Source organism: Bacillus halotolerans (assembly GCF_004006435.1).
Taxonomy (GTDB): domain Bacteria; phylum Bacillota; class Bacilli; order Bacillales; family Bacillaceae; genus Bacillus; species Bacillus halotolerans.
Map to the genome: position 1 here is coordinate 3,487,024 of NZ_CP029364.1, position 13,544 is coordinate 3,500,567.

Below are 13,544 nucleotides of genomic sequence, written 5' to 3' on the forward strand. Positions count from 1 at the left end.
TGAAATGGAAAAACGGCCGGAGGATACAAGAGTCGTTGTCGGCATGTCCGGCGGAGTAGACTCATCTGTGGCGGCTCTGCTGTTAAAAGAACAGGGCTATGATGTGATCGGAATCTTTATGAAAAACTGGGATGATACGGACGAAAATGGTTTTTGTACGGCGACAGAGGATTATGAAGATGTCATCCGCGTCTGCAATCAAATCGGAATTCCGTACTATGCCGTTAATTTTGAAAAGCAATATTACGAGAAGGTATTTCAATACTTCCTCGATGAATATAAAGCAGGCAGAACACCAAACCCGGATGTGCTGTGCAACAAAGAAATTAAATTCAAGGCATTTTTGGAGCATGCCCTGTCACTTGGCGCCGACTATTTAGCGACTGGCCACTATGCAAGGGTCGACAGAAGCGGCGGCAAAGTCAGAATGCTGCGCGGCATTGATGAAAACAAAGATCAAACGTACTTCTTGAATCAGCTGACAGAAGATACGCTAAGCAAAGTCATGTTCCCGATCGGCGAGCTTCAAAAAAGCCGTGTGCGTGAAATTGCCAAAGAAGCAGAACTTGCAACGGCAACGAAAAAAGACAGCACAGGCATCTGTTTTATCGGCGAACGCAACTTCAAAACGTTTCTTAGCCAATATCTCCCTGCACAGCCGGGCGATATGATGACGATGGACGGCGAAGTAAAAGGACGCCATGACGGGTTAATGTACTACACGATCGGACAGCGTCACGGCCTTGGCATCGGCGGAAGCGGCGAGCCGTGGTTTGCGGTCGGTAAAGATCTTGAAAAGAACATCCTTTACGTGGATCAAGGGTTCCACAACCCGCTCCTTTACTCCGATAAAATCACAGCAACCAATATCAGCTGGGTTCGTTCGGATATCATGAAGGGCGAAGAGATTTCCTGCACGGCTAAATTCCGTTACCGTCAAGAAGACCATAAAGTCACGGTTCGAATGACTGGGGAAGGCGAAGCGGAGGTTATCTTCGACGAACAGGTCCGTGCTGTCACACCGGGACAAGCCGTTGTCTTTTATGATGGCGAAGAATGCCTTGGCGGCGGAACCATCGATGACGTATATAAAGACGGAACAAAATTGTGGTATGTATAAAATGAAAAAAACCTCAACAGCGAGTTGGGGTTTTTTAATGAAAGGAAGATGTCTGTGGACTACAATCAAGCCGGTATAGAGGCAATGCAGGAAGGCGATTACGAAAAAGCGGCAGAGGCTTTTACAAAAGCGATTGAAGAGAACAAAGAAGACGCAATTCCGTATATTAACTTTGCTAACCTGCTTTCATCAGTAAATGAACTGGAACGGGCGCTTGCGTTTTATGAAAAAGCGCTTGACTTAGACAGCGGGGCAGCCACTGCTTATTATGGAGCAGGAAATGTCTATGTTGTAAAAGAAATGTACAAAGAAGCGAAAGACATGTTTGAAAAAGCGCTGCGTGCCGGAATGGAGAACGGTGATCTTTTCTACATGCTTGGAACCGTTCTCGTAAAGCTTGAGCAGCCTAAGCTCGCTCTGCCATATTTACAAAGAGCCGTCGAGCTGAATGAAAACGATGCAGAAGCGCGTTTCCAATTCGGGATGTGCTTAGCGAACGAAGGCATGCTGGACGAAGCACTCAGCCAATTCGAAGCTGTAACAGAGCAAGACCCGGGGCACGCGGATGCGTTTTATAATTCCGGTGTCGCTTATGCTTATAAAGAAAATCGTGAAAAAGCGCTTGAAATGCTGGACAAGGCTATCGAAATCCAGCCCGATCATATGCTGGCGCTTCATGCAAAAAAACTGATCGACCCATCATAAAAAGCTCAGGAGGAGGGACGGCTCGTGCAGCAGCACCCGGATCAGCTGAAAATGGAGGAGGAGCCCTTTTTAAAAGGGACAGTAAACACCGTCATTTATCACAATGACGCCAATTTATATACGGTTCTGAAAGTGAAAGTCAGAGAGACCTCCGAAGCTATTGAAGATAAAGTCGTATCCGTGACGGGCTACTTCCCTGCGCTTCAAGAAGAAGAGACCTACACGTTTTACGGAAAAACCGTTACTCACCCAAAGTTCGGACTGCAATTTCAAGCTGAGCATTTCAAAAAGGAGATCCCGACAACAAAAGAAGGTGTCATTCAGTATTTGTCGAGCGATCTGTTTGAAGGAATCGGTAAAAAAACCGCTGAAGAGATTGTAAAAAAACTGGGTGACAGTGCGATTAATAAAATTTTGGCTGATTCTTCAGTCCTTTATGATGTTCCGAGACTGTCAAAAAAGAAAGCTGACACCCTTGCCGGTGCTTTGCAGCGGCATCAGGGACTGGAGCAAATTATGATTTCGCTGAATCAATTTGGGTTCGGCCCTCAGCTGTCTATGAAAATCTATCAGGCCTATGAATCCGAGACGCTTGAGAAAATTCAGGAAAACCCTTATCAGCTTGTGAGAGACGTGGAAGGCATAGGCTTTGGAAAAGCAGATGAGCTTGGCGGAAGAATGGGGCTCTCAGGGAATCATCCTGAGCGGATAAAAGCGGCTATTTTGTACACGCTTGAAACGACATGCCTTTCAGAAGGGCATACGTACATAGAAACGAAGCAGCTGATTATCGAAACCCAAACGCTGTTAAATCAGTCAGCGGCAGATGGACAGCGCATTACAGAAATGGATGCCGCTAATGCAATGATTGCGCTTGGAGAGAATAAGGATATTGTCATTGAAGATGAACGATGTTACTTTCCGTCGCTGTTTTTCGCTGAACAAAATGTTGCAAAGCGTGTGAAACAGATCGCAAGCCAAACCGAATATGACGACCAGTTTCCTGAATCAGAATTCCTTCTGGCTTTAGGGGAATTGGAAGAGCGTATGAATGTTCAGTACGCGCCGAGTCAGAAGGAAGCGATACAAAAAGCGCTGTCGTCACCGATGCTTCTTTTAACGGGAGGGCCGGGTACCGGTAAAACAACGGTCATCAGAGGCATTGTGGAATTGTATGGAGAACTCCACGGTGCTTCGCTTGATCCGTCGGATTATAAAAAAGATGAAGCCTTTCCGATTGTGCTGGCCGCGCCTACAGGTAGAGCGGCGAAACGAATGAGTGAGTCAACGGGTCTTCCGGCGGTTACGATACATCGGCTGCTCGGCTGGAACGGCGCGGAAGGATTTACTCATACAGAGGACCAGCCGATTGAAGGGAAGCTTTTGATTATCGATGAAGCGAGTATGCTCGATATATGGCTTGCGAATCATTTGTTCAAAGCGATCCCTGACCATATTCAAATCATCATTGTCGGAGACGAAGACCAGCTGCCTTCCGTCGGACCCGGTCAAGTGCTCAGAGACCTTTTGGCATCCCAGGTGATTCCGACCGTAAGACTGACAGACATCTATCGGCAAGCGGAAGGATCGTCGATTGTCGAGCTTGCCCACGAGATGAAAAACGGGCTGCTTCCGAACAACCTGACGGCCCCGACAAAGGATCGTTCCTTTATTCGCTGCGGTGGTTCGCAAATTAAAGAAGTGGTTGAGAAGGTTGTCGCGAATGCATTGAAAAAAGGATATACGGCAAAAGATATTCAGGTCCTCGCACCGATGTACAGAGGGAAAGCCGGAATCAATGAGCTGAATGTGATGTTGCAGGATATTTTAAACCCTCCAAAAGAAAAGCGGAGGGAAATTAAGTTCGGTGACGTTGTCTATAGAACCGGGGATAAAATTTTGCAGCTTGTCAATCAGCCGGAAAACAATGTGTTTAACGGCGATATTGGAGAAATCACTTCCATTTTCTACGCGAAGGAAAATACAGAAAAAGAAGACATGGCTGTTGTCTCTTTTGACGGCAATGAAATGACATTTACGAAAAAAGACTTCAGTCAGTTTACTCATGCGTATTGCTGCTCTATTCATAAATCGCAGGGCAGTGAATTTCCGATCGTGGTTCTTCCTGTAGTGAAGGGCTACTATAGAATGCTCAGAAGAAACCTTCTATATACTGCCATCACGAGGGCGAAGAAATTTCTCATTTTATGCGGGGAAGAGGAAGCGCTGGAGTGGGGCGTGAAAAATAATGACGCGACTGTCAGACAGACCTCATTAAAAAACAGGCTGTCAGCGCAGGCGGCTGAAATGGATGCTGAGCTGGCGGCTTTGCAAAAAGAGCTCCCGTTCAGCGTGCACGACGCAAATATCGGAATGGAAGGCATTACGCCATTCGATTTTATGAAAGAAGAACAGCTGTAAAAAGGGCTCCCGTGTTTGCGGGAGCTTTTTTCATTGGGGGTGGAAGTGATTTCATCGTATGTGTCAAAGGCGAAAAGCAAAACCTAAGCCTGTTCAACAAAAGGTGGTTGATCACACTTTGAGAACATGCCATGAGGTAGAAGGTTTTCCTGTATATTCAGAACAAACTTCTGTTTATCTTGGGACGATTTCTGATATTTGTTTTTCTCTTGAAGGAAATTGTCTCGGATTTATTCTTGAACAAAAACGTCTTTTTCATAACCATCATGCGCTTTTACGAGCATGTGATATCAGTTGCATTCTTCATGACCGGATATTGGCCGCAGTCAATTCAGAACAGCTTTTGCCTCTTCCGAAATCATGCTTCACATATGAGCAGATGAAAATGAAGCTCGTGAAATCGCAAGAGGGTGATATTTTGGGGATGCTGGAAGATGTATACTTTTGTTTGGACAAGGGCATAATCGTAGCATATGAACTCTCGGACGGTTTCTTTTCTGACTTGGCGGGGTGCAAACGCCAGATCCAAAGAGCGGATTCGCTTGTAGAGGTGCGGAAAGACGAGATCGTTCTGAACGGATAGAGGTGTGAGATATGCTTATATGCCCGAACTGCAAAAGTAAGGATATCGGGAAAATCGGCGTGAACCAATATTATTGCTGGGGCTGTTTCATTGAGCTGACAGTGGTCAAAGGGAAGATTGAAACTCATCAAGTGGAAGAAGACGGAACGCTAAGCAGCCTGGATGATTTGTTTTCTGAGGATGAACGCAGCATCAATTTTTAATAACGAAAGGAGATGCGCAGGATGAATCGGACAATGACTTCTCTTTTGGCGCTGGGAGCCGGGGCTCTCGTGTACCGAATGGCAACTCAATCTGACATGCTGAATAATCGAAGCATGAAGCGGATGAGAAAAAGAATGATGAAGATGTTTTAAGGAATGAAGGATACTCTCTTTAGAGTATCCTTTTTATGTCTGCCGTGCCTCTAGGCGTCTGGCTGCAAGTGAAAGACTGTAATTGACTGCAAAATACATCAATGCCGCCAGCAGAAAAATCGGTAAAAAATAACTGCCGTCAGCGCTTTGCCCGTTTAAAATCTGCGCGTTATGAATAAGCTCAGGCAGGGCAATCACAACAGCTAGCGATGTATCCTTTAATAAAGAAATAAACTGGCTTACGATCGGCGGAACCATCCGGCGAAGCGCCTGAGGCATCACAATAGAGAAAAGTGTCTGTGTATAGCTAAGACCGGAGGAACGCGCCGCTTCAATCTGCCCTTTGTCAACTGAATTCAGGCCGCTCCGTATGATTTCAGAAAGCATGGCGGATTCAAAGATTGTTAAGGCTGTAATAGCGGCAGCTGTAATTTCAAGTTTGATCCCGATTTCCGGCAGGGCGAAAAACGTAAAGAAAATAATTAATAATAAGGGGAGATTTCTGATCGTTTCAACGAGAACGGCAATCAGTTGAGAAAGAATAGGGATTTTCGCATAACGGAGAGTACCTGCGATCAACCCGAAAAAAAAGCTCAGAAAGATAGAAATAAATGCAACGTACAGTGTGACGAGAAAGCCGTCCCATAAAAAAGCTAAATGTTCAGATGAATAAGCTCCGATGAAATCCAATGTTTTTCACTCCTTATCAATAGCTTCTTTCCAGCCGTTTTTCCAAATAGTTAACACCGATACTAAGCGGTATCGTCAGCACTAAGTAAAAGAGTGCCACAAAGATATAGACATCAAAAACGACGAGCGTGCTTGATGACACCAAATCCGCCTGATACATGAGATCCAATCCGGCAACAACCCCGAGAATAGACGAGTTTTTGACCAAGTTTAAAAATTGATTGCCCAAGGGGGGGATCACAATTTTGATCGCCTGGGGCAAAATGATATATATCATTGCCTGGCTGTAGGTAAAGCCTGACGATCTGGCTGCTTCCATTTGCCCTTTTGAAACAGACTGGATGCCGGCTCTGATGGCTTCTGCGATAAAAGCAGACGTATAAATTGTGAGCGCAACGGTACCCGCTTGGAATCCATCCAGCCTCAGACCCGCATTTGGAAGTCCAAAGTAAAAGACAAATGTAATCAAAAGCAAGGGGATATTGCGGATAAATTCGACATAAGCCGTCCCGAGCCATTGCAAGGGCTTAAATACTGTTATTCTCATCACCGCGACAAGAACGCCAAGCGCAAAGCTGCCGGCCAGCGCGATCAGGCTTGCGAGCAGCGTGTGGTAAAAACCGTCCATATACATGTCGAAGTTATCGAATAGAATAGACACATTCATATGCTTTATTCACTCTCCTTATAAAATCGGGATGAGCATCGCCTGCTCACCCCGGGATGTTCGTTATTCAGCTGGTTCTTCTTTAATCCATTTTTTATAAATCTCGTCATATCTACCGTCCGATTTCATCTTTTCGAGAGAAGCGTTAATTTCTTTTGCGAGAGCCGATTGTCCTTTTTTTACGGCAATTCCATATGGCTCATCCGTGAATGGTTCTCCTGTTAATTGATAATTTTTATTCTCGTCAGCCATTCCGTATAAAATAGCATTATCCGTTGTGAGAGCATCGCCTTGACCGGATTTCAGCGCTGTAAAGGCTTCGGTGTAGTTTTCGAACTCTAATACACTCGCATCAGGCGCCTTTTCGCGTATGTTTTGAGAGGAAGTGGAGCCTTTTACAGCGAGAACTTTCGAGCCTTTGCCAAGGTCCTCAATACTTTTGATCTTGCTGCCTTTTTTCACGAGAAGTGATTGGCCTGCTTCAAAATAGACATCGGAAAAGTCAACTTCCTTTTTTCGTTCATCAGTGATCGTCATCGTTGCGACAATGGCGTCGATATCTCCGTTTTGAAGCATCGGAATCCTTGTTTTTGATGTGACTTCTTTAAATTCAGCTTTGTTTTCGTCGCCTAAAATATCTTTAGCGATTTGTTTAGCAATGTCGATGTCAAATCCCTCGATATCACCTGAGCTTGGGTTTTTCAGGCCGAACAGCCTGGTGTCGGTTTTAACACCGAAAACAATTTTGTCTTGATCTTTAATGGCAGCTAATGTATCTTTTTTGCTATCCTTTGCGCTTTCTCCGTTTGACCCCTTGCTTCCGCATGCAGCAAGCATGACAACAGCGATTAAAGAAATCAATGCTAACGATAAAATCTTTTTCATACAAACTCCCCCATTTCTCTTTTTAATGATTTAAAATACGGCTCAAGAATAGGCGTGCCCGTTCTTCCTTCGGGTTTGCGTAAAACTCAGCCGGTGCTGCTTCCTCCAGAATGTTTCCTTCATCAATAAAGACAATACGATCCGCCACTTCTCTCGCAAACCCCATTTCATGCGTCACGACAACCATTGTCATGCCTTCTTTGGCGAGGTTCTTCATCACATCAAGCACTTCACCGATCATTTCCGGATCGAGCGCCGATGTCGGCTCGTCAAACAGCATGACCTCCGGCTTCATCGCCAGTCCCCGGGCAATAGCCACACGCTGCTGCTGCCCGCCGGAAAGCTGGGAAGGGTAGGCGTTAGCTTTCTCAGGGATTCCGACTTTTTCAAGGTAATACAGCGCAGTTTCCTTCGCTTGTTCAGCGGATTGTCCGAGTACTTTTACGGGCGCCAGCATAATATTTTGCAGCACGGTTTTATGAGGATATAAATGAAAGTGCTGAAACACCATTCCGATATTTCGCCGTACGTTATTAATGTCAGTTTTTCTGTCATTAATAACTGTGCCGTTTACGGTAAGTGTTCCTTCGTTAATCGTCTCCAGCCTGTTGATGCATCTGAGCAAAGTGCTTTTTCCGGAACCTGATGGGCCGATAATGACGACGACTTCACCTTTTTCGATTTGCAGGTTAATCTGCTTTAGCACATGAAAATCTCCGTAATGCTTGTTTACATTTTGAAATGAGATCATCGCAATCCTCCTAACAGAAACTTCAATAATTATGTGTGAATGTAACTAACTTACAAGGTTGAGGAAAGTAACAACACGATATGATGCATACCTTAGTGCGAAAGGGTCAAACTTTTCTGAAAATTTAGCGTGGAAAAATATCCATTCCCTTTGTCTGTGTAAAGAAAACATAAGAGAATAATTCCCTATAATCCTCAAAAGATATAGAAGAGGTGAAAGCAGATGCTCCAGAAACCGGTGCAGCTTTTGTTATGGGTGGCCATTTGTTTATTGGTCCTGTTAACAGTCTATGTCTTTTGTATGCTAGATATGTTATGGTCTCCCCTGTGGCTCGTCATAAAATCGATCTTTATTCCCTTGATCATTTCTATTTTTATTTCTTATTTATTACTTCCGGTCACTGAGTGGCTTCATGACAAAGGTCTGCCAAGGACTTTAAGCATTTTGGTGATTTACGTCCTTTTTTTTGGCGGACTGGGCTGGGCATTATATAAAGGTGTGCCTGTTCTAATCGTGCAGCTGACGGATCTGTCAGAAAATATACCTATGTTTGCCGAGACGTATAATGGGCTCCTTCTCCATGTGCATAACCATACAGATGACTGGCCGGACGGCATGCATGACCGCATAGACAAAATGATTAGGCAGACAGAGGCGTTTTTCGCCGGCACAATCGAAGGGGCAATTAGCGGAATCCGTAAAGTGCTCGACTATTTCTTAATTGCGGCAACGATTCCTTTTCTCGTGTTTTATATGGTCAAGGACATCGAATTGATGAAAAAAACGGTGTGGTATTTGACGCCGAAGTCGTGGAGGAAGCGGGGCAGCGCTTTTTTGCTTGATGTAGATGATTCTCTCGGTGATTACATTCGCGGCCAGCTGCTCGTCTGCTTGATTCTCGGAGCCGTAGCCGGTATTACATTTTGGATATTTGGCCTTCCGTATCCGCTGATACTGGGTCTTATCTCGGGTATTACGAATGTCATCCCGTACTTCGGTCCCTTTATCGGCGCTGTTCCTGCGCTTTTGATTGCAATGACGATTTCTGTGAAGGCCGTTCTTGTCGTTGTCATTACGGTGTTTGTACTTCAATTTTTGGAAGGAAATGTCCTCAGTCCGTTTATTGTCGGCAGAAGTCTCAAGATGCACCCGGTAGTGATCATGCTTGCGCTTCTTGCCGGAGGTGAGCTGGCGGGGATTGTCGGCATGATACTGGCAGTGCCTGCTGCGGCTGTTTTAAAAGTAATGATGATCCATTTTCTGCGGATGCGGACGGAGCATTGACATTGGCGTGCCGCTTGTCTATAATTTCTCGTAGAATACATACGAATCTCGAGTGACGGATCTGAGTACGCCGAAGCCCTGTTAAAGAGAGAAGCTCCGTAAGCTGAAAGGAGCTTTATCAGAAGATCGGAGGAAGCTAATCCTGAGTGCAGTTAATCGCTGCCGCACATCCTGCGTTATTGGATGAAAGGTGACGGGCGAATCATAAGGCCCGTAATCAGGGTGGTACCGCGAGACAGCTCTCGTCCCTGTGTAAACGTGTGTTTGCATAGGGGGAGGGCTTTTTTGCTGTCACTGAAGAGAATTTCGATTTTTATAGAGGAGGAAATACAATGAAACACTTAACTTCTGCTGAAGTGCGTCAAATGTTTTTGGATTTCTTTAAAGAAAAAGGACATGCTGTAGAGCCGAGCGCGTCATTAGTGCCTCATGAAGATCCTTCACTGCTTTGGATTAACAGCGGTGTTGCGACGCTGAAAAAATATTTTGACGGCCGCGTTGTGCCGGAAAATCCAAGAATCGTAAACGCTCAAAAAGCAATCAGAACAAACGATATTGAAAATGTGGGTAAAACCGCGCGCCATCACACATTCTTTGAAATGCTCGGAAACTTTTCCATCGGTGATTATTTTAAAGAAGAAGCGATCACATGGGCTTGGGAATTTTTAACGAGTGACAAGTGGATTGGTTTTGACGAAGAGCTTCTTTCTGTTACAGTTCATCCGGAAGATGAAGAAGCGTATGAGTTTTGGGCGAAAAAAATCGGTGTTCCGGAAGAAAGAATTATTCGCCTGGAAGGGAACTTCTGGGACATCGGCGAAGGGCCGAGCGGACCAAACACAGAAATTTTCTACGACCGCGGTGAAGCGTACGGGAACGATCCTGACGATCCGGAGCTTTATCCTGGGGGAGAAAATGACCGCTATCTTGAAGTATGGAACCTTGTATTCTCTGAGTTCAACCATAATCCGGACGGCACGTATACGCCGCTTCCGAAGAAAAACATCGATACAGGGATGGGGCTTGAAAGAATGGTATCTGTCATTCAAAATGTCCCGACAAACTTTGATACTGATTTGTTTGTCCCAATCATCAAAGCGACAGAAACGATTTCCGGTGAAGCATACGGCCAAGATCATGTAAAAGACACTGCATTTAAAGTCATCGCCGACCACATCAGAACGGTTGCTTTTGCTGTCAGTGACGGGGCGCTTCCGTCAAATGAAGGACGCGGCTATGTATTAAGACGTTTATTGCGACGCGCTGTGCGTTATGCCAAAACGATTAATATCAACCGTCCGTTCATGTACGATCTTGTGCCGGTTGTTGCTGAGATCATGGCTGCTTTCTACCCTGAAGTAAAAGAGAAGGAAGAATTCATTTCAAAGGTCATTAAAACGGAGGAAGAACGCTTCCACGAAACACTGAATGAAGGACTTGCCATCTTGTCAGAAATGATCAAAAAGGAAAAAGATAAGGGCAGCAGCGTCATTTCAGGTGCGGATGTCTTTAAACTTTACGACACGTACGGATTCCCGGTTGAACTGACTGAAGAATATGCGGAAGACGAGAACATGACAGTTGACCATAAAGGCTTTGAAGAAGAAATGAACCAGCAGCGCGAGCGGGCCAGAAATGCACGTCAGGATGTCGGCAGCATGCAGGTGCAGGGCGGCGCATTACGCGACGTAACAGAAGAAAGCACATTTGTCGGCTACTCCCAAACAAAGGCTAATGCCAATGTGATAGTGCTTCTGCAGGACGGCCAGTTAATTGAAGAAGCACATGAAGGCGAAACTGTACAGATCATTCTTGACGAAACACCTTTCTATGCGGAAAGCGGCGGTCAAATCGGCGACAAAGGCTTTTTGCGCAGCGAGCAGGCAGTGGTAAAAGTGAAAGATGTGCAAAAAGCGCCGAACGGCCAGCATGTGCATGAAGGTGTTGTCGAGAGCGGAACCGTTCAAAAAGGCATGCATGTAACAGCTGAGGTTGAAGATCATATGAGAAGCGGCGTGATTAAAAACCATACGGCAACGCACTTATTGCACCAGGCCTTGAAGGATGTTCTTGGAACGCACGTCAATCAGGCGGGCTCCCTTGTGAATGAAAACCGCCTTCGTTTTGACTTCTCACACTTCGGGCAAGTGACAAAAGAAGAACTCGAACGAATTGAAGTCATTGTAAACGAAAAGATTTGGGCAAGCATCCCGGTCAGCATTGATCTGAAACCGATCGCTGAAGCAAAAGAAATGGGAGCTATGGCTCTGTTCGGAGAAAAATACGGTGATATTGTAAGGGTTGTTCAAGTTGGGGATTACAGCCTTGAGCTTTGCGGCGGATGCCATGTCAGCAACACAGCGGAAATCGGCTTATTTAAAATCGTATCTGAGTCTGGAATCGGAGCGGGCACTAGACGGATTGAAGCTGTAACAGGACAAGGCGCTTACGTGGAAATGAACAGCCAGATCTCAGTTTTGAAGCAGACTGCCGACGAACTGAAAACAAATATCAAAGAAGTGCCAAAGCGCGTTGCTGCGCTGCAGGCTGAGCTGAAGGAAGCACAAAGAGAAAATGAATCTCTTCTGGCGAAACTTGGCAACGTTGAAGCAGGCGCGATTCTATCAAAAGTAAAAGAAGTTGATGGTGTCAGCGTGCTTGCGGAAAAGGTAAACGCCAAAGACATGAACCATCTCCGCACAATGGTTGATGAACTGAAAGCAAAAATCGGCTCTGCGGTCATCGTGCTTGGCGCTGTGCAAAATGATAAAGTCAATATTTCTGCCGGTGTTACAAAGGATCTGATTGAGAAAGGCCTTCATGCCGGCAAGCTTGTCAAACAAGCCGCGGAAGTTTGCGGCGGCGGCGGAGGAGGCCGTCCGGACATGGCACAGGCGGGCGGCAAACAGCCGGAAAAATTAGAAGAAGCATTGGCTTCTGTAGAAGATTGGGTGAAATCCGTTTTATAATTTGCCCATGTAGTGTAGAATGATGGTAAGATTAGGACCCCAGGCTGAACTTTGCCTGCGAATTTGGGAAAGAGGTGCAAAACGGTGAGCTCGTTTGATAAAACGATGAAATTTAATTTCTCCGATGATTCTGCCGAGACTAACGTAAATGAGGTGCTGATTACTGTGTATGACGCGCTTCAGGAAAAGGGCTACAATCCAATCAATCAGATTGTCGGATACTTGCTGTCAGGTGATCCCGCTTATATTCCTAGGCATCGTGACGCTCGCAATTTAATTCGCAAACTTGAAAGAGACGAATTAATCGAGGAATTGGTGAAGTCTTATTTAGAACAGCATAAAGAGGCGTAAATAAACAATGAGAATATTAGGGCTCGATTTAGGAACCAAAACACTCGGTGTTGCTCTGAGCGATGAAATGGGCTGGACTGCTCAAGGCATTGAGACCATAAAGATAAATGAAGCAGAGGGCGATTACGGATTACCCCGTTTATCTGAACTGACAAAAGACTATACTATAGATAAGATCGTGCTCGGCTTTCCTAAAAACATGAATGGAACAGTCGGCCCGAGAGGTGAAGCCAGCCAAACATTTGCGAAAGTGCTTGAAACCACGTACAATGTTCCTGTTGTGCTGTGGGACGAGCGTCTTACCACAATGGCGGCTGAAAAAATGCTGATTGCCGCTGATGTCAGCAGGCAGAAACGAAAAAAAGTCATTGATAAAATGGCGGCTGTTATGATTCTGCAAGGATATCTTGACAGCTTAAATTAAAGCCAGAGGTGAATATAATGGAACACGGCGAAAAAAATATTACAATTGTTGACGATCAAGGAAATGAACAGCTTTGCGAAGTGCTGTTTACATTTGAAAACGAAGAGTTTGGCAAATCTTATGTGTTGTACTACCCAATTGAAACAAAGAATGACGAAGAAGTAGAAATTCTTGCTTCCAGCTTTACGCCAAACGAAGATGGTGAAGACGGCGAACTATTCCCGATCGAAACCGATGAAGAATGGGATATGATCGAAGAGACATTAAACACGTTTTTAGCGGAAGAAGACGAAGAGTAAAAACCGCGCCAAAAGCCGGAGCCTATACTGCTCCGGCTT

The 13,544-nt window shown here is 45.3% G+C and carries 15 protein-coding genes; 11 read left to right on the forward strand and 4 right to left on the reverse strand.

What is annotated here, in order from left to right; all coding sequences use genetic code 11:
* The first annotated feature begins 4 nt into the window (after positions 1 to 4).
* The 6 genes from mnmA to DIC78_RS17895 all read left to right on the forward strand — a co-directional run bounded on the left by mnmA (position 5) and on the right by DIC78_RS17895 (position 5,185).
* Positions 5 to 1,120 carry a tRNA 2-thiouridine(34) synthase MnmA gene (mnmA, locus tag DIC78_RS17870; protein WP_004398509.1) on the forward strand — a complete coding sequence of 372 codons (1,116 nt, stop codon included), beginning with the start codon at positions 5 to 7 and terminating at the stop codon, positions 1,118 to 1,120.
* Between the two features lie 84 nt (positions 1,121 to 1,204).
* Complete coding sequence (locus tag DIC78_RS17875) at positions 1,205 to 1,825, forward strand: tetratricopeptide repeat protein (protein WP_081638347.1); 621 nt, start codon at positions 1,205 to 1,207, stop codon at positions 1,823 to 1,825.
* A 24-nt stretch (positions 1,826 to 1,849) separates the two neighbouring features.
* Positions 1,850 to 4,246, forward strand: a complete 2,397-nt coding sequence (gene recD2, locus DIC78_RS17880; protein WP_127696706.1) for an SF1B family DNA helicase RecD2 — start codon at positions 1,850 to 1,852, stop codon at positions 4,244 to 4,246.
* Positions 4,247 to 4,304: 58 nt separating this feature from the next.
* Positions 4,305 to 4,829: a PRC-barrel domain-containing protein gene (locus DIC78_RS17885; protein WP_106022554.1), complete on the forward strand. Its 525-nt coding sequence runs from the start codon at positions 4,305 to 4,307 to the stop codon at positions 4,827 to 4,829.
* A gap of 11 nt (positions 4,830 to 4,840) precedes the next feature.
* Positions 4,841 to 5,032 (forward strand): hypothetical protein, encoded by a 192-nt coding sequence (locus DIC78_RS17890; protein ID WP_010335110.1) that lies wholly within the window; start codon positions 4,841 to 4,843, stop codon positions 5,030 to 5,032.
* Positions 5,033 to 5,053: 21 nt separating this feature from the next.
* The gene (locus tag DIC78_RS17895; protein WP_024122308.1) at positions 5,054 to 5,185 is read left to right on the forward strand and encodes a YrzQ family protein; all 132 of its coding nucleotides are present in this window, start codon (positions 5,054 to 5,056) and stop codon (positions 5,183 to 5,185) included.
* Between the two features lie 33 nt (positions 5,186 to 5,218).
* Here DIC78_RS17895 and DIC78_RS17900 read toward each other — a convergent pair whose 3' ends face one another.
* The 4 genes from DIC78_RS17900 to DIC78_RS17915 form a co-directional block, all read right to left on the reverse strand.
* Complete coding sequence (locus DIC78_RS17900) at positions 5,219 to 5,875, reverse strand: amino acid ABC transporter permease (protein ID WP_127696707.1); 657 nt, start codon at positions 5,873 to 5,875, stop codon at positions 5,219 to 5,221.
* Between the two features lie 16 nt (positions 5,876 to 5,891).
* Positions 5,892 to 6,542 (reverse strand): amino acid ABC transporter permease, encoded by a 651-nt coding sequence (locus tag DIC78_RS17905; RefSeq protein WP_024122306.1) that lies wholly within the window; start codon positions 6,540 to 6,542, stop codon positions 5,892 to 5,894.
* A gap of 63 nt (positions 6,543 to 6,605) precedes the next feature.
* Positions 6,606 to 7,427, reverse strand: a complete 822-nt coding sequence (locus DIC78_RS17910; protein WP_024122305.1) for a transporter substrate-binding domain-containing protein — start codon at positions 7,425 to 7,427, stop codon at positions 6,606 to 6,608.
* Between the two features lie 22 nt (positions 7,428 to 7,449).
* Positions 7,450 to 8,178, reverse strand: coding sequence for an amino acid ABC transporter ATP-binding protein (locus DIC78_RS17915; protein ID WP_024122304.1), 729 nt, complete (start codon positions 8,176 to 8,178; stop codon positions 7,450 to 7,452).
* 222 nt (positions 8,179 to 8,400) lie between these two features.
* Between DIC78_RS17915 and DIC78_RS17920 the strand changes: the two genes are divergently transcribed.
* From DIC78_RS17920 to DIC78_RS17940, 5 genes are all read left to right on the forward strand, one after another.
* A complete protein-coding gene (locus DIC78_RS17920) occupies positions 8,401 to 9,462 on the forward strand; it encodes an AI-2E family transporter (RefSeq protein ID WP_105953512.1) in 1,062 nt (353 codons plus the stop codon).
* A 332-nt stretch (positions 9,463 to 9,794) separates the two neighbouring features.
* On the forward strand, positions 9,795 to 12,431 hold the full coding sequence (gene alaS / locus DIC78_RS17925) for an alanine--tRNA ligase (protein WP_127696708.1): 2,637 nt from the start codon (positions 9,795 to 9,797) through the stop codon (positions 12,429 to 12,431).
* 84 nt (positions 12,432 to 12,515) lie between these two features.
* Complete coding sequence (locus tag DIC78_RS17930; protein ID WP_003225903.1) at positions 12,516 to 12,782, forward strand: IreB family regulatory phosphoprotein; 267 nt, start codon at positions 12,516 to 12,518, stop codon at positions 12,780 to 12,782.
* A gap of 7 nt (positions 12,783 to 12,789) precedes the next feature.
* A complete protein-coding gene (gene ruvX / locus DIC78_RS17935) occupies positions 12,790 to 13,206 on the forward strand; it encodes a Holliday junction resolvase RuvX (protein WP_024122301.1) in 417 nt (138 codons plus the stop codon).
* A gap of 17 nt (positions 13,207 to 13,223) precedes the next feature.
* Positions 13,224 to 13,505: a DUF1292 domain-containing protein gene (locus tag DIC78_RS17940; RefSeq protein WP_010335105.1), complete on the forward strand. Its 282-nt coding sequence runs from the start codon at positions 13,224 to 13,226 to the stop codon at positions 13,503 to 13,505.
* The last annotated feature ends 39 nt before the right edge of the window (positions 13,506 to 13,544 follow it).